General features: G+C 66.4%; 21 protein-coding genes and 3 tRNA genes. 17 read left to right on the plus strand and 7 right to left on the minus strand.

The features are described 5' to 3' along the window. Positions 1–183 precede the first annotated feature (183 nt). The 5 genes from F6X38_RS04270 to F6X38_RS04290 are packed head-to-tail and all read left to right on the plus strand — an operon-like array spanning position 184 to position 3,639. Complete coding sequence (locus tag F6X38_RS04270) at positions 184–693, plus strand: hypothetical protein (RefSeq protein ID WP_150968287.1); 510 nt, start codon at positions 184–186, stop codon at positions 691–693. Then, entirely contained in the window at positions 686–1,057 is a 372-nt protein-coding gene (locus F6X38_RS04275) for a hypothetical protein (RefSeq protein ID WP_150968288.1), read from the plus strand. Before F6X38_RS04270 ends, F6X38_RS04275 begins: the two co-directional genes overlap by 8 nt. Then, positions 1,054–2,265: a ParB N-terminal domain-containing protein gene (locus F6X38_RS04280; protein ID WP_150968289.1), complete on the plus strand. Its 1,212-nt coding sequence runs from the start codon at positions 1,054–1,056 to the stop codon at positions 2,263–2,265. The genes F6X38_RS04275 and F6X38_RS04280 overlap by 4 nt, the downstream gene beginning before the upstream one ends. Then, a complete protein-coding gene (locus F6X38_RS04285; protein WP_150968290.1) occupies positions 2,252–2,512 on the plus strand; it encodes a MerR family transcriptional regulator in 261 nt (86 codons plus the stop codon). The genes F6X38_RS04280 and F6X38_RS04285 overlap by 14 nt, the downstream gene beginning before the upstream one ends. Then, on the plus strand, positions 2,509–3,639 hold the full coding sequence (locus F6X38_RS04290) for a tyrosine-type recombinase/integrase (RefSeq protein WP_150968291.1): 1,131 nt from the start codon (positions 2,509–2,511) through the stop codon (positions 3,637–3,639). Before F6X38_RS04285 ends, F6X38_RS04290 begins: the two co-directional genes overlap by 4 nt. 109 nt (positions 3,640–3,748) lie before the next feature. Here F6X38_RS04290 and F6X38_RS04295 read toward each other — a convergent pair. From F6X38_RS04295 to F6X38_RS04305, 3 genes are all read right to left on the minus strand, one after another. Continuing rightward, positions 3,749–3,822: transfer RNA gene (locus F6X38_RS04295), tRNA-Cys, on the minus strand. Between the two features lie 114 nt (positions 3,823–3,936). Next, entirely contained in the window at positions 3,937–4,233 is a 297-nt protein-coding gene (locus F6X38_RS23630; protein WP_150968292.1) for a hypothetical protein, read from the minus strand. Then, complete coding sequence (locus F6X38_RS04305; RefSeq protein WP_150968293.1) at positions 4,185–4,484, minus strand: hypothetical protein; 300 nt, start codon at positions 4,482–4,484, stop codon at positions 4,185–4,187. Before F6X38_RS04305 ends, F6X38_RS23630 begins: the two co-directional genes overlap by 49 nt. 175 nt (positions 4,485–4,659) lie before the next feature. Between F6X38_RS04305 and F6X38_RS04310 the strand changes: the two genes are divergently transcribed. Next, positions 4,660–4,735 (plus strand) — tRNA-Asn (locus F6X38_RS04310). 163 nt (positions 4,736–4,898) lie between these two features. Here the strand turns inward: F6X38_RS04310 and F6X38_RS04315 are convergent. Next, entirely contained in the window at positions 4,899–5,285 is a 387-nt protein-coding gene (locus F6X38_RS04315; protein WP_150968294.1) for a hypothetical protein, read from the minus strand. Positions 5,286–5,411: 126 nt separating this feature from the next. Next, complete coding sequence (locus F6X38_RS04320) at positions 5,412–5,780, minus strand: VOC family protein (RefSeq protein ID WP_150968295.1); 369 nt, start codon at positions 5,778–5,780, stop codon at positions 5,412–5,414. Between the two features lie 89 nt (positions 5,781–5,869). On the opposite strand from F6X38_RS04320, the gene F6X38_RS04325 reads away from it, so the two are divergent. Genes F6X38_RS04325 through F6X38_RS04345 form a run of 5 tightly spaced genes read left to right on the plus strand, consistent with a single transcriptional unit; the run spans position 5,870 to position 10,067 of the window. Continuing rightward, a complete protein-coding gene (locus F6X38_RS04325; RefSeq protein ID WP_150968296.1) occupies positions 5,870–6,913 on the plus strand; it encodes a cysteine synthase A in 1,044 nt (347 codons plus the stop codon). After that, complete coding sequence (locus F6X38_RS04330; protein ID WP_150968297.1) at positions 6,913–7,647, plus strand: alanyl-tRNA editing protein; 735 nt, start codon at positions 6,913–6,915, stop codon at positions 7,645–7,647. Before F6X38_RS04325 ends, F6X38_RS04330 begins: the two co-directional genes overlap by 1 nt. Then, entirely contained in the window at positions 7,644–8,543 is a 900-nt protein-coding gene (sseA, locus tag F6X38_RS04335; RefSeq protein WP_343033187.1) for a 3-mercaptopyruvate sulfurtransferase, read from the plus strand. Before F6X38_RS04330 ends, sseA begins: the two co-directional genes overlap by 4 nt. Beyond that, positions 8,540–9,061 (plus strand): GNAT family N-acetyltransferase, encoded by a 522-nt coding sequence (locus F6X38_RS04340; protein WP_161992614.1) that lies wholly within the window; start codon positions 8,540–8,542, stop codon positions 9,059–9,061. The genes sseA and F6X38_RS04340 overlap by 4 nt, the downstream gene beginning before the upstream one ends. Continuing rightward, positions 9,054–10,067 (plus strand): alpha/beta hydrolase, encoded by a 1,014-nt coding sequence (locus F6X38_RS04345; protein ID WP_150968300.1) that lies wholly within the window; start codon positions 9,054–9,056, stop codon positions 10,065–10,067. The genes F6X38_RS04340 and F6X38_RS04345 overlap by 8 nt, the downstream gene beginning before the upstream one ends. A gap of 3 nt (positions 10,068–10,070) precedes the next feature. On the opposite strand, the gene ilvA is transcribed toward F6X38_RS04345, so the two are convergent. Next, positions 10,071–11,330: a threonine ammonia-lyase IlvA gene (gene ilvA / locus F6X38_RS04350; protein ID WP_150968301.1), complete on the minus strand. Its 1,260-nt coding sequence runs from the start codon at positions 11,328–11,330 to the stop codon at positions 10,071–10,073. A 99-nt stretch (positions 11,331–11,429) separates the two neighbouring features. Here ilvA and F6X38_RS04355 point away from each other — a divergent pair. Both F6X38_RS04355 and F6X38_RS23265 read left to right on the plus strand, forming a co-directional pair. Further along, positions 11,430–11,511 (plus strand) — tRNA-Leu (locus F6X38_RS04355). A gap of 162 nt (positions 11,512–11,673) precedes the next feature. Then, positions 11,674–11,874: a hypothetical protein gene (locus F6X38_RS23265; RefSeq protein WP_161992615.1), complete on the plus strand. Its 201-nt coding sequence runs from the start codon at positions 11,674–11,676 to the stop codon at positions 11,872–11,874. A 50-nt stretch (positions 11,875–11,924) separates the two neighbouring features. On the opposite strand, the gene wrbA is transcribed toward F6X38_RS23265, so the two are convergent. After that, positions 11,925–12,524, minus strand: coding sequence for an NAD(P)H:quinone oxidoreductase (gene wrbA / locus F6X38_RS04360; protein ID WP_150968302.1), 600 nt, complete (start codon positions 12,522–12,524; stop codon positions 11,925–11,927). A 196-nt stretch (positions 12,525–12,720) separates the two neighbouring features. Here wrbA and F6X38_RS04365 point away from each other — a divergent pair, with 196 nt between their 5' ends. The 4 genes from F6X38_RS04365 to F6X38_RS04380 all read left to right on the plus strand — a co-directional run bounded on the left by F6X38_RS04365 (position 12,721) and on the right by F6X38_RS04380 (position 20,087). After that, the gene (locus F6X38_RS04365) at positions 12,721–13,482 is read left to right on the plus strand and encodes a competence/damage-inducible protein A (RefSeq protein ID WP_246191187.1); all 762 of its coding nucleotides are present in this window, start codon (positions 12,721–12,723) and stop codon (positions 13,480–13,482) included. Between the two features lie 60 nt (positions 13,483–13,542). Next, positions 13,543–14,037 (plus strand): xanthine phosphoribosyltransferase, encoded by a 495-nt coding sequence (gene gpt, locus F6X38_RS04370; protein ID WP_150968303.1) that lies wholly within the window; start codon positions 13,543–13,545, stop codon positions 14,035–14,037. A 425-nt stretch (positions 14,038–14,462) separates the two neighbouring features. Beyond that, on the plus strand, positions 14,463–18,227 hold the full coding sequence (locus F6X38_RS04375; protein WP_202617927.1) for a vitamin B12-dependent ribonucleotide reductase: 3,765 nt from the start codon (positions 14,463–14,465) through the stop codon (positions 18,225–18,227). A gap of 165 nt (positions 18,228–18,392) precedes the next feature. Then, a complete protein-coding gene (locus tag F6X38_RS04380; protein ID WP_246191188.1) occupies positions 18,393–20,087 on the plus strand; it encodes an adenylate/guanylate cyclase domain-containing protein in 1,695 nt (564 codons plus the stop codon). Positions 20,088–20,097 lie beyond the last annotated feature (10 nt).

The following is a 20,097-nucleotide window of genomic DNA, read 5'->3' on the forward strand; positions in this document are numbered from 1 at the left end:
CGGTGGCAACAGGACGCCACTCTTGTCCAAGCCATCCGCAACCTGTTGCTGCGCATACGCAATCCACCGGTAGACTGTTCGTTTCTTCCACGCTCTTTTCGTCGGATTCCGCCGGTTTCGGCGCTCGATGTACCGGCTGAAGTCCCACTTCCGGGCCCGACACATGGCGAAGCCGAACAGGGCATGCCGCAGCTCGACGTCGGGCACGTAGGATACCACCCATCCGAAGGCGGCCTCGGCCCGGCTGAGGCTGGCGGCGGTGACGCGCGATCGGCGCTCGGCCCGGGCGAAGTTGCCTTCGCGGGTGGCGGCGTCGGCGTCGGCACCGGCTCGGAACCGATCGCTGATGTCGCGCACGTAGTCCGGCATCGACGAGCCGAACGCCCTCGGCCCGAGGCTGCCGCCCACCCGCACATGCCGGCCGAGATTGAAGTTCCGATGGTCGATGTGCTCGCCACCGCGAAGATGCTGCTCGAATACCAGACGAGGGCCTCGGACTGGCTGAAGCAGCAGGTCGAGTGGAATCGCAAGGTGATGGCGGGAACGGAAGATGCAGACGATTCGGATCAGGAAGAGATCCTGTTCGACAAGCGACCGCTGAACCAACTGCTGGAATTCATGCCGCACATGGTTCGGCACCTTCGCGCGATGGTGTGGACGCTGGAAGCGATGGAGCGCGACAGTCGTGGCTGACATGCAGCGACCATTCAGCCGGGCGGAAATCAACGCCAACGCAGAGCTCGATCCGCTGGCCGATGTGCCTACGGACCTGCACGATGCACTGCAGCCATACCTGCGACTGGCGGACACCTACGGGCGTCAGAGCGCCGAGCAGATTTTCACCGTTCGCCCGCCGCCTTGGGCCGACGGCGAGAGCGAGGTCATCGTTGGACACATGGTCCAGAGTTTCGACAAGCTGTTGCGCGACAACCTCGACGACCTTCCCGACTACATCTTCGCGGCGATCGGCAGGAAGGCTCTGCAGTCGTTCATGGACCGCCTGGGTGTCCTGTACGACGCCAGCGGCTCCGGCCCGAAGCATCGGAGGCCACAATGACCCTCCGCTCGATCCTCCCGATCGACGTCACCAGCCTGTCGCCCGGCGCGCCCGCCACGGGCATGCCGATCTTCGAGCTCGTCGACCCGCGCACGCTGTTCGTGGATGAGGCCTACCAGCGGCAGATCAGCGAGCGCGGTCAGCGGCAGATCCGCCGGATCGTCGAGGGCTTCGACTGGACGAAGTTCACGCCACCCGTCTGCGCCTACAGCGAAGACGAGAACGGTCGGACGGTGCTGAAGGTGATTGACGGCCAGCACTGCGCCACCGCGGCGGCGAGCAACCCGTTCGTGTCCGAGATCCCGGTGCAGATCGTCGAGGCGCCAGACACCGAGGCGCAGGCGAAGGCTTTCATCGGCCAGAACACGGATCGCCTCGGCGTGACGAAGCCGCAGATGTTCGTGGCGTCGCTCGCGGCCGGCGATGAAGATGCGAAGACGATGGCGGAAGTCTGTGCCCGCGCTGGCGTTCGCATTCGCCGGATGCCGCCCGCTGGCGGATCGTCCTACGAGCCCGGTGAATCCATGTCGGTTGCCGCGATCGCCGCGCTGCTGAAGAAGGGCGGTGCGGAGCATGCCAAGCAGGTCCTTACCATCCTCGCCCGCGCCCGGCTCGCGCCGATCAAGGCCGACCACATCAAGGCCGTGGACGCGCTGCTGACCGACCCGCAGTTCGGTACGATCGACCCCGAAGCCCTGCCAGCGCATATCGAGGCGCAGGGCACGGGGGCGCTCAGCGAGGCGACCGTGCTCGCCTACAGCCACACGATTCCGCTCTGGAAGGGGCTGGCAGCCGTCTGGTTCAAGAAGGCGCGCAAGCTCCGCGGCGGAAAACCTGCCCAGCAGTCAGGTTTAGAAGCCGGAGACGCCGGCACCCAACGCGAAGGCGGCGCTGCACTCGCCCCAGCGCCGGGTGAGCCGGTTCGCGCGCCCTCACATGGCTATTTTGCCAATGCGCAAGCGCGTCGGGAGGAGCCGGTCGGCGTCGGCAGACAGGCCGAAGCGTTGACTGGAGGCCCCGAGGCGTTGACTGCGCGTCCGTCGTCGCTGCCGGACGACCTCGTCCCGGACAAGCGACCAGCGCTCAAGGGCTGGCGCCCGGGGAACCAGACGTGCCGCTGCCGGCAGTGCGACAGACGCTTCGTCGGCGGGCCCGGCGCGAAGCAGTGCGCACCCTGCGCCTATGGAGACGACGATGAGGCCCGGTGACGTCGCGAGCGTCCCTCGCCTGTCGCTCAGCCGGGCCGAGCTCGCTCAAGCGATCGGCGTAAGCCCGAACAGCATCGACGAGATGGTGCGCGAAGGGCTGCTGCCCCGCGCTCGGCGCTGGCACACGCGGAAACTGTGGATAACGGCCGAGGTGGCTGCTTACATTTCCGAGTGGCCGGTGGACGGTGCGACCGGAGAGGTAGCGGCACCGGACCAGGGCGAGGACGACTGGCGGGCATCCGCATGACGGCCGTGGCGGATATCGACCTTCCCTACATCGAGAAGAACCCGACCCGTCACGGGAAGGTGCGGTACTACTTCCGCTTCGAGGGCAAGCGCATCTGCCGCCTGCCGGACGACATCCGCAGCGAGGAGTTCTCGGCCGAGTACTGGAAGGCGCGTCGGCAGATCGAGAAGCCCGACCCGGCGGCCGGCGACGGCTGGACGATGGCGAGCCCGACGCGGCCGAACTCGTTCCGCTGGCTCTGCATGCGCTACATGCGCTCGAACGCCTTCACGACGCTCGACCTGACGACGCAGACGAAGCGGCGGCAGATCATGGAAGCGATGTGGGCCGAGCCGCTGAAGGCATCCGAGCCAGACGGCCGTGCCTTCGCCGATATGCCGATCGCCAAGCTCGACGTCGCGAACATCGAGGCGCTACGCGATCGGAAGAAGGACACGCCCTTCGCCGCGAACGAGCGGCTGAAGATCCTGCGGCAGGTCTTCGAGACGCAGGAGAATGGCAAGGCGATCACGCCGAACGTCGCGAAGCTGGCGGCGCCCTTCCGCGTCCAGTCGACCGGCCATCACACGATCACGTCCGCCGAGATCGCGCAGTTCATCGAGCACCACGGGCCCCGGTCGAAAGCCGTTTTCGCCCTCGTCATGCTGATGTTCACCGGCTTTCGCGTCTCGGACCTCGCGCAGATCGGGCCTCAGCACCGCCGCCGCGACGAGCTGCACCTGCGCCTGTTCAAGAACCGCGGCCGCGCGCCGACAGACATCGTGATCCCGGTCCATCCCGTCCTCGAGACGGTGCTGTCCTGGCATCCGGTCGCTGGCCTAACCTACATGCGGACCGAGTACGACAAGCCCTACTCGATCAAAGGCCTCGGCCAGCGAGTGTCGGAGTGGTTCGATCAGGCGGGCTTGCCGCACTGCTCGGCGCATTCGGTCCGCAAAGGCCTCGCGACGAACCAGGCCGAGAACGAGGCGACGGACAAGATGCTCGACGCGATGTTCGGCTGGAAGGACGCGAAGACGTCGCGGATCTACACCGCGCGCGCGGACCGGAGCCGCCTCGCCCGGCAGGCCGTCCAGCGCATTTCGTGGGATGGGATCGGAGACCGTCTGCTCGCCGCCGAGAGCTGACGAGGGGACCGTTTCGGGAACGGACTGCCACACCTCGCGAGGAGTGTGGCTCCCGGTTCGGTTCTGGATGACGGAAAATCCAGCGATATCAATGCGCCAAGTGTGGCACTGGAGGCCTCGGCCGGAATCGAACCGGCGTGCAAGGATTTGCAGTCCTCTGCGTAACCACTCCGCCACGAGGCCTCGCCGCGCCTAACTAGCGAGGTCCGCCGCCATCCGCAAGCGCGATCCGGCGATTGAAAACGTTCATCTTTCGTTCCAATGTCGGCGAATGGATCGCATCAACGACTCGCTCGATCAGGCGGCTCGCGAGAAACGCATCATCACCGCGCGTTGCAGGCGTTGCGGGAACGCCGCTTCGTTTCTGGCAACCGACCTCGTCGGCTTCGCCGATCCGAACGCCTCCATTCGCGCGATCAGGTTCCGATGCAGCGAATGCGACGCGCGCGATTGCGAGATCGGATCGATGGAGGTCGATCGAGACCGCATGCCGGACACGATCGTCTGGCGGCCGACCCGGCTGCGCTGATCGCAGGCCCTCGGCGCTATCCGGCCTGTTTCCCGGCGCGTCGTTCGGCGCACCACCGCGTCCAACGGACTTCGACCCGCCGGCGCAGGCGGCGGATGAACGCGATGTCGATCGACAGCACCATAAAGCCGAGCGGCAGCATCCAGATGCCGAGCACCGGCAGGATCGAGAAGCAGCCGCCGAGGATCAGGAGGATGCCGATCACGATCCGGGCGAGGCGCGAAGCCGGAAGATCGAACGAGCGCCCGAAAATCCGGATGGTCCTTCCCCGAAGGCGGAAGAACGGCGTCGTCGCTGTTTGCCGATGCTCGGGCATTCCGTCTCCACGCAGGCGGATCGATCGTCCCTTCCACTCGCCAATGTGGGAACGATCCGGTCGTTCCGCGAGCTTTTCCTCAGGCGGATACTCGCCCGTGATTTCTTGGCCGCGCCGCCTTGGCAAGGCGATCCGACTTCGCTATAGGCTCCCCACGCTCGACTGAGGGCAACGTTCCCCGATAGCTCAGTTGGTAGAGCATTCGACTGTTAATCGAATGGTCGCTGGTTCGAGTCCAGCTCGGGGAGCCACTTTTCGACTTCGTCCATCGTCACGGAATGCAGCTGATCGGTGATAGGCTGAGAGCGCGTCGAGGCTGACGTCTCCACGTCCCGCGCTCTGCCATCGGGCGCTCGCATCATTGCCTCATGCTCATTTGGCGGAAACGGTGCGCTGGTTGCGCTGAGGAGGCGCCTACTCGGGGTTGGCGGCAACCAGCGCCTTGTGGCCGTCTCGCACGTCGATCACGTCGAGCGTTGCGATCGGCGCGAGGACGATACGTTTGCCGTCCGGGCCGATCTCGTCCTCGAATTCCTTGGAGTCCGCTGGCGGCAGCAGGACCGCGGTGACATACGGATCCTTCGTCTCATCGTAGACCGGCAGTTCGGCGGTGGTCGGAAGATCGGTGACGGCTCGTGCCGCAGCGCCCGCCGATGCCGGAATGGGCGTCGGCGTAGCAGCGGATGGCATGGCGGAGGTCAAGTTCATCTGCGGTGCGGCATAGGCGTAGCGCTGCGACGATCCGAGCAGCGGCGACCCGGTGGTGCTGCATCCCGAAACGCCTATCGCGATGGCGATCATGCCGATTGCAGTTCGCAAGATTTCGACCCCTCGTGTTTGCACCAGAGATACCATCGAATCGTTGCCATATTTGGACGGTCCCGATCCGATCCCCGTCGAAACATGTCGGGGAGCGCGCTCCGGCGTTCAGCCGCTCGGCTGCATCAGCTCGATCCGGTTGCCGAACGGGTCGGAGACGTAGGCGCGCTCGAAGTCCTGTAGCGGTTCGTCGCGGACGAGCTCCACGCCGCGCTCGCGGAGATACGCGGCGAATGCTCCGAGATCGTCGACGAGAAGCGCCGGATGCGCCTTCCGGCTCGGCCGGAAATCCGCCTCGACGCCGAGATGCAGCTTCGCCGTTCCGCCTTCGAACCAGCAGCCGCCGCGCTTTGCGAGGTTCGCCGGCTTCGGCACCTCCGCGAGGCCGAGCACGTCGCGATAGAAGGCCCGCGCCGCCGCTTCGCTGCCGGCCGGCATCGCGAGCTGGACGTGGTCGAGCCCGACAATCGCCGCCATCGCCGTCCTCCGCTGCTTGCCTTGGCGCGACCCCGACAATAGTTTCCGGGCCAGCACGAGTTTCCGGTGTTTCGGCGTTTCAGCACTCCATGTCCAGACATCCCAACGTTCTCGGTGCGATCGGCAACACGCCGCTTATCCGGCTGAAGCGCGCGTCCGAAGAGACGGGCTGCGAGATCTACGGCAAGGCGGAGTTCCTGAATCCCGGCCAGTCGGTGAAGGATCGTGCCGGCCTGTTCATCGTGCAGGATGCCGAGAAGAAGGGGCTGCTGGAGCCGGGCGGCGTCATCGTGGAGGGCACGGCCGGCAATACCGGCATCGGCCTGTCGCTGGTCGCCGACGCGCTCGGCTACCGCACGGTGATCGTGATCCCCGAAACCCAGAGCCAGGAGAAGAAAGACGCGCTGCGACTGATGGGTGCCGAACTCGTGGAGGTCCCGGCGGTCCCCTACAAGGACCCGAACAACTACGTGAAGCTCTCCGGCCGCTTGGCCGAGCAGCTTGCCCGAACGCATCCGCAGGGCGCGATCTGGGCGAACCAGTTCGACAACGTCGCCAACCGCGAAGGCCATATGGTGACGACGGCGGAGGAGATTTGGAGCACGACCGGCGGCGAGATCGACGGCTTCATCTGCGCCGTCGGCACCGGCGGCACGCTCGCCGGCGTCGCGGCTGGGCTGAAGAAGCATTCCGGCCACATCCGCATCGGGATTGCCGATCCGATCGGCGCCGCCCTCTACAGCTACTATACGACCGGCGAACTCCGCTCCGAAGGCTCGTCGATCACCGAAGGCATCGGGCAAGGGCGGATCACCGGCAATCTCGAAGGTTTCCGGCCGGATTTCGCATGTCAGGTCGCCGATGAGGAAGCGGTGCGGATCGTCTTCGACCTCCTGGTCGAGGAAGGCCTCTGCCTCGGCGGTTCGTCGGGCGTGAACGTCGCCGGCGCGATCCGCATGGCCCGCGAGATGGGACCGGGGCATACGATCGTCACCATCCTCTGCGACTACGGCAACCGCTACCAGTCGAAGCTGTTCAACCCGGACTTCCTGCGCTCGAAGCACCTTCCCGTCCCGGCTTGGATGGAGCCGCGCGAGCGCGGATTCGACATTCCCTTCGTGCCGGCCGGCTGATGGAAACCCTGCAGCTCCACTACGACGACGCCTATCTTCGGGAGGCGGAAGGCACGGTCCTGCGGATCGAGGGCGAGCGCGGCATCGTGCTCAACCGCACGCAGTTCTTCGCCACCGGCGGCGGTCAGCCCGGCGATACCGGCACGGCGCGAATGCCGGACGGCTCCTCCTTTCGCATCGTCGAGACCGTCTACGCGCCCGGCCGCGCTGCGGTGCTGTGCCTCGCCGAGGAAGGCGCGCCGCTGCCCGCTCCCGGCGAGACGCTGCGCCTCGAACTCGACTGGGAGCGGCGGCATAAGCTGATGCGCATGCACACGGCCTGTCACCTTCTGTCCGTCATCTGCCCGTTCCCCGTAACCGGTGCGGCGGTCGGCGAGGAGGAAAGCCGCATCGACTTCGACATCCCTGATGCGGAAGCCGACAAGGCCGGCATCACCGCGAAGCTGATGGCGCTCGTTCACGCCGACCATCCGGTCTGGACCCGCTGGATCACGGAAGACGAACTCGACCGCAATCCCGAGCTGGTCAAATCGGCGAACGTCAAGCCGCCGCGCGGCACCGGCTGCATCCGACTGGTCTGCATCGGCGCGGACGCCTCGGTGGACGCCCAGCCCTGCGGCGGCACGCATGTCCGGTCGACCGGGGAGATCGGCGAGATCCATGTCGGCAAGATCGAGAAGAAGGGCAAGGTGAACCGCCGCATGCGTCTTCGCTTCGGCCCCTTGCCGGCTTGACCCGCATCCTGCATCGGGGACGCATCATGGAAGCCAATCCGCATCTCATCACCGCGAAGGAACTGGCCGACCGGCTCGGCTCGCCGGACCTCCCGATCGTCGATGCGTCCTGGCACCTGCCGGCGCAGGGGCGCGACGCGAAGGCCGAGTTCGCGGCGGCGCACGTGCCGGGCGCAGTGTTCTTCGATCACGACGCGGTGGTCGATCCCGGCTCGACGCTCCCGCATGCCCTCCCCTCGCCGGAGGGTTTCGCGGCGGCAGCCGGAGCCCTCGGCGTCGCCGAGACCGACAAGATCGTCGTCTACGACGGGCTTGGTCTCTTCTCCGCGCCGCGGGCGTGGTGGCTGTTCCGGACCTTCGGCGCACGCAGGGTGCGGCTGCTCGACGGCGGCTTCCCGGCCTGGAGGGCCGCAGGACTGCCGACGGAGAGCGGCTCCGCGCATCCATTGCCGAAGACCTTCCACCCGACGTTCGACGCGGATGCCGTCGTGACCCTCGCGGAGATGCGGCAGCATGTCGAAACGGGCGACGTCGCGGTCGCCGACGCCCGGTCGGCCGAACGGTTCGAGGGCAGCGCGCCGGAACCGCGCGCCGGCGTTCGCTCCGGGCACATACCGGGCGCGCGATCCCTGCCCTTCACCGTTCTCGGCCGGGAGGGCAGGCTGAAGACACCCGCGGAGCTTCGCGCGGAGTTCGAGCGGGCCGGCATCGACCCGGCTGCGCCGGTGGTGACGAGCTGCGGCTCGGGGATCACGGCGGCCGTCATCAATTTCGCGCTGGCCTCGCTCGGCAACACGGAGGCTCGGCTCTACGACGGCTCGTGGACGGAATGGGGCTCGGCCGCCGACACGCCGGTCGAGACCGGCGGCGCGCGACAGGTCGCGGCGAAGCCGTGACGCGGCTCATCGAAGCGACGGTCTCGCAACTGGAGTTGCGCAAGCATCCGGAGCGCGTTTCGCCCCCAGCAATTCCCGAGCGCCTCCACCTCCACCGGCTGCCGAACATTCCGCTCGACGATTATCGGAAACTCTATCTTGCGGTCGGCAAGCCGCATCACTGGACCTCGCGGCTCGTGCCGGACGCGGCGCTGGCGTCGGAGATCCATTCGTCCGACATCACGGTGTTCGTGCTGGAAGCCGACGGTTCGGCGGCCGGCTGGTTCGAGCTCGAAACCGGCCGTCGGCACGGTCGGACGCGGATCGTGCATTTCGGCATCATGCCGCGCTTCCGCGGCCGCCATCTGGCCCGCTACCTCCTCTCGGAGGCGATCGTCGCCGCGTTCGACACCGGCGCGTCGATCGTGACGCTGGAAACGAACACGCTCGATCACCCGGCGGCACTGCCGCTCTACCTCGGCGCTGGCTTCGTCTGCGTCGAAAAGCGCCTCGTCGTGACACCGGCGATCGATGGCTGAGCGGCGGAAAGGCAGACGAGGCGGGACGGTCCTGAAGATCGTCGCCGCGCTGGCGCTGTTGCTGGTTCTGGCACTCGGTGCGGTCTGGCTGCTCGGACCACGCGAGCCCGTGGATTTGACCCTGCGTTTCGATCCGGCCGCCCTCGGCGGCGACCTGGATGCCTATCTCGCCCGGGCGGAAGCGGACGTTCCGAACCTCCGGCCGGAAGCCGCCAAGGAAATCCGCTGGGCCTATCCGGCGAGCCGAGCCCGCACGCCGATCGCGCTGGTCTACATTCATGGCTTCTCCGCGTCGAAGGACGAGTTGCGTCCCCTGCCCGACCTCGTCGCGCAGCGGCTCGGCGCGAACCTGTTCCTCACCCGCTTGTCCGGGCATGGACGCAACGGCGCGGCGATGGCGGAAGCGAGCGTCAACGACTGGTGGAACGATCTGGCGGAAGCGCTGGCGATCGGACGCCGGCTCGGCGAGCGGGTCGTGGTCATCGGTAACTCGACAGGCGGCACGCTGGCGGTGCTCGGCGCAAGCGACCCGGAACTGATGCGCGATGTCGCCGGCCTCGTGCTGCTTTCGCCGAATTTCGGGCCGAAGGACCGACGCAGCTTCGTGCTCGACCTGCCGTTCGCGCGCGAGTTCGGGCCGAGGCTCTTCGGCCCCGAATGGGGGGCGACGAGCGGCGACCCCCGCATCGCGGCGGTCTGGACGGAACGCTATCCGACGGTCGCGCTCCTAACGATGGGCGCGCTCGTCCGGGCGGCGCGAACCAGCGACATCGGCCGGATCGCCCTCCCCGCGCTGTTCCTGTTCAATCCGAACGACAAGGTCGTCGATCCAGCGAAGACCCGTGCGCTCATCGACCGATGGCCGGCGCGGAAGGACGTGGTCGAAGTGCCGGATACGACGGACCCGAACGGCCATATCCTCGCCGGAGACCTCGTCTCGCCCGGCACCACGGAAGCGCTGGCGAACCGCATCGCCGAATGGGTTCAGGCGCTGCCGAAATCCTGAACGTCAGATCAGGAGGTCCGCCATGATGCGGTTCTCGGTGATGTCCTGATAGGCCGTGCCGCTTTCTTCCAGGCGGCGGAAGATCGTCTCGAAGTTCGCCGGGTTCTTCGTCTCGATGCCGATCAGGATCGAGCCGAAGTCGCGCGCCGACTTCTTCAGGTATTCGAAGCGCGAGATGTCGTCGTCGGGTCCGAGCAGGCCTAGGAAGTCGCGCAGCGCGCCGGGCCGCTGCGCGAGCCGCAGGATGAGATACTTCTTCAAGCCGTCGAAGCGCAGCGCTCGTTCCTTGACGTCCGGCAGGCGCTCGAAGTCGAAGTTGGAACCGGAGACGACCAGCACCGCCGTCCGGCCTTCCACGAGCGGCCGCAGATCGTGCAGCGCGTCGATGGCGAGCGCGCCGGCGGGCTCCAGCACGATGCCCTCGATGTTCAGCATTTCCAGCATCGTGCCGCAGAGCCGGCCTTCCGGCGACAGGACGACATCGGCTGGCGCCGCGCGCCGCAGCGTCTCGAACGGGATCGCGCCGATCTCGGCCACGGCCGCGCCGTCCACGAAGCCTTCGAGCTGCTCCAGCCGCACGACCCGCCCCTGCTCAAGGCTGGTTCGCAGACTCGGCGCGCCGGCCGGCTCGGCAAAACGGATCGTCGGACGCGGACCGGCGAGATCCGAGACGTAGCGCGTGATGCCCGAAGCGAGCCCGCCGCCCCCGACCGGCAGGACGAGGAGATCGGCCGCCTCGTCGCCGAGCTGCGCGACGATCTCGCGGGCGACCGTCGCCTGACCCTCGATGATGTCCTCGTGATCGAAAGGCGGCACCAGCTCGGCGCCGGACGACGCTGCATAGGCCTTGGCCGCCGCGTAGCAGTCGTCGAAATAGTCGCCGACCAGTTCGACCTCGATGGCGTCGCCGCCGAACATCTGCGTCTTCTGGATCTTCTGCTGCGGCGTCGTCACCGGCATGAAGACGCGGCCCTTCAGCCCGAAGAAGCGGCAGGCGAAGGCGAAGCCCTGCGCATGGTTGCCGGCGGAGGCGCAGCAGAAGCGCCCGGCGCCCGCGCCTTCCGCGATGCGCTTGCGCATGAAGTTGAACGCACCGCGGATCTTGTAGGAGCGAACCGGCGTCAGGTCCTCGCGCTTCAGGAAGATGCGCGCGCCGTACTTCGCCGAAAGGTGCTCGTTCAGTTGCAGTGGCGTCGGCGGGAACAGGTCGCGAAGCGACCGTTCGGCGTCGGCCACGCGGGATTGGAATGAGGCTTCGGTCATGCGCTTGCCGCTAACGGGAGGGCCGGCCTTTGTCCACTCCGGAGACGCCCTTCCGATACTTGCCATCCCGGCATCGGCCCATCTACTGAAAGCCGCGGAGCGGACGTGGCGGAACTGGTATACGCAGCGGACTTAAAATCCGTCGCCTTCGGGATTGCGGGTTCGATTCCCGCCGTCCGCACCGCCGTCCCGACGACCGGGGTGGTGCCGCGACCTTTCGTCTCCACTTAACGATTTATTTCCTTTCCTGCGCACCCATTAGTTGGAACGCCTCCCGACCTGCGGTACAAGAGGGCGTAGCCCATGTCCTGCTGCGTTCACTCGAGCCGTTGAGGAGACGGCAATGACGAACAGCACTTTTGATAGCAACCTTTGGTTGATCGGACTGGAGGCTCCCGTGCTCGACATGAGCGGCGGCGATGCCGCGCAGGCGCTTCTCGACCGGCTCAAATCGCAGAACACCGCGCTCGATCGGTTGCGTTTCGAGCTCGCCGTCGAAGACCGGTTCCAACTCGACGACGCCCGCATCGTCGAAAGCTTCTGAGCGTCGAGGGCCGCTCGCCGCGGCGCCCCGCATCGCATGCGCGTCCCTGATCAGCCGAAGAGCTTCGCGGCCGTCTCGGCCACCAGCCGTCCCTGAAAACGCGCGCCGTCGAGCTCGATCTGGCTCGGCTGGCGCGAACCGTCACCGCTGGCGATGGTCGTCGCACCGTAGGGCGAGCCGCCGACGACCTGGGAATTGTCCATCTGCCCCTGGAAGGAATACGGCAGGCCGACGAGGATCAGGCCGTGATGCAGCAGCGTCTTGTGGATGGAGAACAGCGTCGCCTCGTTGCCGCCATGCTGGGTCGCCGTCGACGACATCGCCGCGCCGACCTTGCCGATCAGCTTGCCCTGGAACCAGAGCCCGCCCGTGCGATCCCAGAACGACGCCATCTGCGAGGACATGTTGCCGTAGCGGGTGGGGCTGGCGACGATGATGCCGTCGTAGTTGGCCAGATCGTCGGGCTGGGCCTCGGTGTGGGTGGTGTCGACTTGGAAATGCGCGGCTTCCGCCACTTCCTTCGGCGCGGTCTCGGGCACGCGCTTCACGTCCACCGTCGCGCCGGCGGCCTCGGCCCCCTCGGCCGCGGCCTGCGCCATCTGCCGCGTATGGCCATAGCTCGAATAGTAGAGAACCAGAACCTTCGCCATCGCTCGACCCTTCCATGGCGTCGGCGCCTCCCGCCGACTCGCCGGCGACAAGACAGCAAGGCGCCGGGTTTGAAAAGCGTGTCTCCCGCGACGCACCGTCCATGGACGGAAGACGACGCGGCGTGGCGGCGGCGGGACTTGCCTTTTCGCGGCCGGCTCCGCCTATTGCGGCGCGCCTTTCGCCCCGGAGGTCCCGATGACCAGCATGCCCGCACCGACCGCCGCGATGCTCGCGATCGGTGACGAACTCCTGTCCGGCCGCACGAAGGATCGGAACATCGGCCATCTCGCCGAGGTCTTCACGGTGGCGGGGATCGATCTCAAGGAAGTGCGGATCGTCGGCGACGAGCCGACGCAGATCGCCGACACGCTGAACACGCTGCGCCGGACCTACGACTTCGTCGTCACCTCCGGCGGCATCGGGCCGACGCACGACGACATCACGGCGGACGCCGTCGGCGCGGCCTTCGCGCTGCCGGTCTCGGAGCACCCCGAAGCGCTGCGCCGGCTGGCGGAGAACTACGCCAATCGCGGCCTCGAGTTCACCGAGGCGCGGCGGCGCATGGCCCGAACGCCCGAGGGCGCGAGCCTCGTCGACAATCCCGTCTCCGTCGCGCCGGGGTTTCGCGTCGACAACGTCTTCGTGCTGGCGGGCGTCCCGTCGGTATTCCAGGCGATGCTCGACAACGTCATGAAGGAACTGCCGACCGGCGTTCCGATCCTAAGCGCCGCGATCCACTGTCCCTGGCCGGAGGGCGAGATCGGCGGTCCGTTGCGCGACATCCAGAAGCAGCATCCCGGCGTCGCAATCGGTTCCTATCCGCGGTCGGAGGACGGCCGGCATTTCACCGAGCTCGTCGCCCGCTCGCGCGACGCCGGTGCGCTGGAAGCGGCCCGCGCGGCGATCGAGGACATGGTGCGCCGGACGGGCGAGGATCGGGCCGCGCGCGGCGCTTGAGCTTGCGCTTGGCCGCCCGATCCGTTTAACGGCAGCGACGGCCGAACGGGAACCCTTGCGATGACTCCTGAGAAATCCTTTCCCGTCTCCTGGGACCAGTTCCACCGCGATGCGCGGGCCCTCGCTTGGCGGCTGGCCGGCGTCCGGAAGGAATGGCGCGCGATCGTCTGCATCACGCGCGGCGGCCTCGTGCCGGCCGCGATCATCGCCCGCGAGCTCGGCACGCGCCTCATCGAGACGGTCTGCATCGCCTCGTACCACGAGTACGACGAGCAGGGCGAACTGAAGGTGCTGAAGGACGTGTCCCCGACGCTTCTGGACGACGAGGGCGAAGGCATCCTGATCGTCGACGACCTCACCGATACCGGCAAGACGGCGGGTCTCGTGCGCGCCATGTTGCCGAAGGCGCATTTCGCCACGGTCTACGCCAAACCGAAGGGCCGGCCGCTGGTCGACACGTTCGTGACCGAGGTCAGCCAGGACACCTGGATCTTCTTCCCTTGGGATCTCGGTCTCAGCTTCCAAGCGCCATTGTCGAAGGATACGGCCGGCTGAACGGCCGAAAGGCCCGTATCCCGCTTTTCCCCGTCTTTCGGTTCGTCCTCCCCAGAAAGCTGCCGCGGCGGCTTTCTCGGTGTGCGTGGCCTTGCGCCCGCGGCTATATCGGCCGACGATCCGGACGTCGCCCACTACATCTTGTGGATAACTTTTCAGCAACGGAACCGCGCAAGCTCCGGATACTTGAGTCCCGACTGTGCGGAACCCGGCGATCGCTCGCATTTTAACCATCAGGCGAATGCCCGAAGACTCCGCTGGACGATGGTAGGCGACTCGCTTACACACTATATGTAGTGGTGCGAGACACCGGAAATACTAAATAACGGCTGATCGCTTCGATTGACCGACGCCGGAGAGATTCGGCGAAGGACAGGTCGCATTCTCCAGCCGACGTTGCGTGGGAAAGGAACGGGGCGATGGGTATGAAGATCGAACGCCGCCACACGAAGGCCGGCGAAAGCGCCTACGAGTCCGTCGAGTTCCGCAAGGCGACGAGCGAGATCAGGAACCCGGACGGATCGGTGGTCTTCCGCCTCGCCGATATCGACGTGCCGGCGCAGTTCAGCCAAGTCGCCTCGGACATCCTGGCGCAGAAGTATTTCCGCAAGGCCGGCGTGCCGAAGGTATTGCGCAAGGTCGAGGAGAACGACGTTCCTTCGTGGCTCTGGCGCTCCGTCGCGGACGAAGCCGCGCTCGCCTCGCTGCCCGAGAACGAGCGTACCGGCTCGGAGATGGACGGCCGGCAGGTCTTCGACCGCCTCGCCGGCACTTGGACCTATTGGGGCTGGAAGGGTGGCTACTTCGACGCCGAGGAAGACGCCCTCGCCTTCCGCGACGAACTCGCCTTCATGCTTGCGACGCAGAAGGTCGCGCCGAACTCGCCGCAATGGTTCAATACCGGTCTCCATTGGGCCTATGGCATCGACGGCCCCGGCCAGGGTCACTTCTACGTCGACTACCGCACCGGCCAGCTCACCCGCTCGTCTTCGGCCTACGAGCATCCGCAGCCGCACGCCTGCTTCATCCAGTCCGTTTCGGACGACCTCGTGAACGAGGGCGGCATCATGGACCTCTGGGTCCGCGAGGCGCGCCTGTTCAAGTACGGCTCCGGCACCGGTTCGAACTTCTCGAAGCTGCGCGGTGAGGGCGAGCGGCTGTCGGGCGGCGGCAAGTCCTCCGGTTTGATGAGCTTCCTGAAGATCGGCGACCGCGCGGCCGGCGCCATTAAGTCCGGCGGCACGACGCGCCGCGCCGCGAAGATGGTGGTGGTCGACATCGATCACCCGGATATCGAGAACTACATCGACTGGAAGGTGCGCGAGGAGGAGAAGGTCGCGGCGCTCGTCACCGGCTCGAAGACCGTCTCGAAGCACATGAAGGCGATCCTTTCGGCCTGCGTGAACTGCGAGGGCTCGGGCGACGACTGCTTCGACCCCTCGAAGAACCCCGCCCTGAAGCGTGCCATCAGGGACGCCAAGCGCGCCCAGGTGCCGGAGAACTACGCCAAGCGCGTCATCCAGTTCGCGCGGCAGGGCTACACGAAGATCGATTTCCCGATCTACGACACCGACTGGGACTCGGAGGCCTACCTGACGGTGGCTGGCCAGAACTCCAACAACTCGGTGCGCGTCACCGACGAATTCCTGCGCGCGGTCGAGAACGACGGCGAGTGGAACCTGACAGCCCGCATCACCGGAAAGGTGACGAAGACGCTGAAGGCCAAGGAACTCTGGGAGCGCGTCAGCTACGCGGCCTGGGCCTCGGCCGATCCGGGCGTCCAGTACCACACGACGATCAACGACTGGCACACCTGCCCGGCCGCCGGCCCGATCGTCGCCTCGAACCCGTGCTCGGAATACATGTTCCTCGACGACACGGCCTGCAACCTCGCCAGCGTGAACCTCACCCAGTTCCGCGAGAAGGACGGCCGCTTCGACACTGCCAACTTCGAGCACGCGACGCGGCTCTGGACGATCGTCCTCGAGATCTCCGTTCTCATGGCGCAGTTCCCGTCGAAGGAGATCGCGCAGCGCTCCTACGACTACCGCACCCTCGGCATCGGCTTCGCCAATATCGGCGGCTTCCTGATGACGAGCGGCATCCCCTACGATTCGGCGGAAGGCCGGGCGATCTGCGGCGCGGTCTCGGCGCTGATGACCGGCGTCTCCTACAAGACCTCGGCGGAGATGGCCGCCCATCTCGGCAGCTTCCCTGACTACGAGCGCAATGCCGAGCATATGCTGCGCGTCATGCGCAACCACAGCCGCGCCGCGCACGGCATCGCCAACGGCTACGAGGGCATCTCGGTCGATCCCGTGCCGCTCGACCACGCCTCGCTTCGCGACAAGCGCCTGTCGGGCCGGGCGAAGGCGGCCTGGACGGAAGCGGTGGAACTCGGCGCGCAGCACGGCTACCGCAACGCGCAAGTTTCCGTCGTCGCCCCCACCGGCACGATCGGCCTCGTGATGGACTGCGATACGACCGGCATCGAACCCGACTTCGCGCTGGTGAAATTCAAGAAGCTCGCCGGCGGTGGCTACTTCAAGATCATCAACCGCGCGGTGCCGGAAGCTCTGCGCACGCTCGGCTACTCGGAAGCCGAGATCGGCGAGATCGAGGCCTACGCCGTCGGCCATGGCAACATGAACCAAGCCCCGGCGATCAATCCCGGTAGCTTGCGCGCCAAGGGCTTCGGCGATGCCGAGGTCGAGAAGCTGAACGCGGGAATGAAGTCGGCCTTCGACATCAAGTTCGTGTTCAACCGCTGGACGCTCGGCGACGACTTCCTGCGCGGGCTCGGCGTCACCGACGAGCAGCTCGCCGACATGACGTTCGAGCTCCTGCCCTTCCTCGGCTTCTCGCGGAAGGACATCGAGGCTGCGAACGTCCATGTCTGCGGGGCGATGACGCTGGAAGGCGCGCCGCACCTGAAAGAGAAGCACCTGCCGGTCTTCGACTGCGCCAATGCGTGCGGCCGCATCGGCAAGCGCTTCCTGTCGGTCGAATCGCACATCCGCATGATGGCGGCCTCGCAGCCGTTCATCTCGGGCGCGATCTCGAAGACGATCAACATGCCGAACGACGCGACGGTGGAGGACTGCGACAAGGCCTACAGGCTGTCGTGGAAGCTCGCGCTGAAGGCGAACGCCCTCTACCGCGACGGCTCGAAGCTCAGCCAACCGCTCAACGCCTCGCTGATCGGCGACGACGACGAGGACGATGATGCCGAGGACGCGGCGGCCGCGCTGATCGCGGCCCCGGCCGCGGCCCGCACTGCCGAGATCGCCGAGCGCATCGTCGAGCGGATCGTCGAGCGCACGGTCGAGAAGGTCGTGCGCAGTCAGGAGAAGCTGCCGACCCGCCGCAAGGGCTACACCCAGAAGGCCAAGATCGGCGGCCACACGATCTTCCTTCGCACCGGCGAATACGACGACGGCCGCCTCGGCGAGATCTTCCTCGACATGAACAAGGAAGGCTCGGCGCTGAGGGCGTTCATCAACAACTTCGCGATCTCGGTGTCGCTCGGCCTCCAGTACGGCGTGCCGCTGGAGGAGTATGTCGACGCCTTCACCTTCACGAAGTTCGAGCCGGCCGGCATGGTGCAGGGCAACGATGTGATCAAGAACGCGACGTCGATCCTCGACTACGTGTTCCGCGAACTGGCGGTCTCCTATCTCGGCCGCAACGACCTGGCTCACGTCCAGCCGGAGGACCTCGCTACCCGCGGCCAGGAGAGCAAGCCGGCCCCCTCCCCGATCTCGTCCGGCATGGTGCGCGGGCAGACCGGCAACCTTCGGATCGTATCCTCCAACGATCCGGCTGGCGGCAACGCTCCGGTCCGCGCCGCCGGCGCTCCCGCGCCGCGCGCTGCGATGACCGCCTCGCCTGCCGTCGCCCGGTCCGGCGCGCTCGCCGTCGCCCCCTCGACGACGGCGGCAGAGCCGGTGACGGGCCTGCGCCGCGATGCCGAACCGGCGACGCGGGCGCTGTTCGAGGGCGCGGCTTCCCTCCAGCCCGACGAACGGCCGGCCATCGCCTCGAAAGCGACGGAAACGAACCGCCGGGCGGTCGCCATGATGAAGGGCTACACCGGCGACAGCTGCCCGGAATGCTCGAACTTCACCATGGTCCGCAACGGCACCTGCCTGAAGTGCGACACCTGCGGCAGCACTTCCGGGTGCTCATGATGGTTGTTGTTTGTGGATCATCCCAAAAGACGGTCTTCAACCGCATATGCTGGTCAAGCTCATCGCAAATGATGGTCGCGCCTGACGCGTCACCGCATCTGGCTCAACGTCACTATAACCTGCTCAAAATCGCATGAAACCGGCTCACCCTGATCAGGTGAACCAATGAAAAGATACTCCTGCACGCCGATCGGCGTGCAGGACTCGTCAAAGGAACAAAACAGGAAAATCGTCAGGCCTTGTGTACCCGGCTCGGACGAACAGCAGCGGCCTCACGCTCAGATGCCAGTTCGGCGAAGCGCGGCAGCAACGGTCAGACGGAGAAGACACATGGCCAACAACTGGAAGCACGATCGCGCGAAGGCGGCCATCGACAGGAAGCTCAAAGACGTCGAAACGGTCGAGATCGTCGACTACAAGCGTGACATGTCGTTGGAGTCGATTCCGACGAATAAGGCGTACCGGATGGACGCCGTTCACCTCTACGTCGACATCCTGAACTTCGAGGGCATCCTGTCCTCCACCGAGGTCGACGGGATCACGAGCCACAAACGCGCCCTACGCTTCCTGAACCTTCATCAACGGGCCGTGCATCGGATCCTGCGAAAGACCAACACCAGGCGCGTCGACTTCCACAACCAGCGTCTGCACGCCGTCGTGGCCAAGCCCTACGGTGACGACGACGAGGCGACGCGGGTCAACCGTGCCGTCGCCATCGCCAAGCTCGTCGTCGACGTCCTCGCCGAGACCGGCGACGACGACGAGCATATTCCCGACGCCGAGGTTCGCGTGGGCATCGACACAGGACGCGCACTCGTCGTCAACAACGGTCGAAGCGGCTATCGCGAACCGCTGTTTCTCGGCCAACCGGCGAACATGGCGGCAAAGCTCGCATCGAACGGGACCCAGGTCGGCATCTTCCTGACCAACGAAGCTCGTCGTGCCATCGGTCTCGACGAATTCGACGAGGACGAGACCGCCACCACCGCGCTGACCGCGGACGAGATCGCGCAATGCGAGGAAGCCGCCGATCTCGAAGTTTCCAAGTCGACCGTCATCGACGAATGGCGCAAGGACAACGATGCTAACCCCATCGGCTCCTTCGTATTCTCCCGAGCGACCCCTCCACTCAGGGATCTGGACATCGCGGTCCTGACGCCGGGAAACTCGAGACGCATGGAAACGGTCTCGGTTTACGCCGACATCGACAACTTCACGGCTTACGTGGACGCGCATCTGGACGACAACCGGGAGGACATCGTCCGCTGCCTGCACGTGATCCGTGCCGAACTCGACCGTGTGCTGTCCGCCGATTTCGGCGGCCGACGCATCCGTTTCATAGGCGACTGCGTCCACGGACATCTGCTCGACGGCACGGCACAGGCGACCGACGTCGAGGCGACGGTCTCGACCGGAGCGATCTGTGCCGGGGCGCTCCGCAGCAGTTTCGAACTCGCGCTCGAACGCCTGGGCGACAACGGCGTGGCCGTCGACGACCTGGGACTCGCGATCGGATTCGAGATCGGACCGACGGCGATCACGCGGCTCGGGATGCAAGGCTCGCGGGTACGCTGCGCGATCGGCCGCACCGTCGTGGGAGCGGAGAATCAACAGAAGCGTTGCGACGGGACAGATACCGCGATCGGAAAAAGCGCCTACGACACGGGTCCAGCTTCGGTTCGGACGTTGTTCGGTTCTGGACGGCTGCAGTCGGGCCTGACCTACGACGTCGTCATGGAGAGCCTCGAGGCGGACGGCAACAAGGCGGCGAAGGCGATACGGGCGTCCAGCGTCGTCCTCGGCACCCCGGCGGTCGCCCGGGCGGCTGCGACGCCGTTCCGACCCTATTCGAAGGGGTAGGAGAGCCGTC

The sequence above is a fragment of the Plantimonas leprariae genome (genome assembly GCF_008802405.1).
Classification (GTDB): domain Bacteria; phylum Pseudomonadota; class Alphaproteobacteria; order Rhizobiales; family Rhizobiaceae; genus Plantimonas; species Plantimonas leprariae.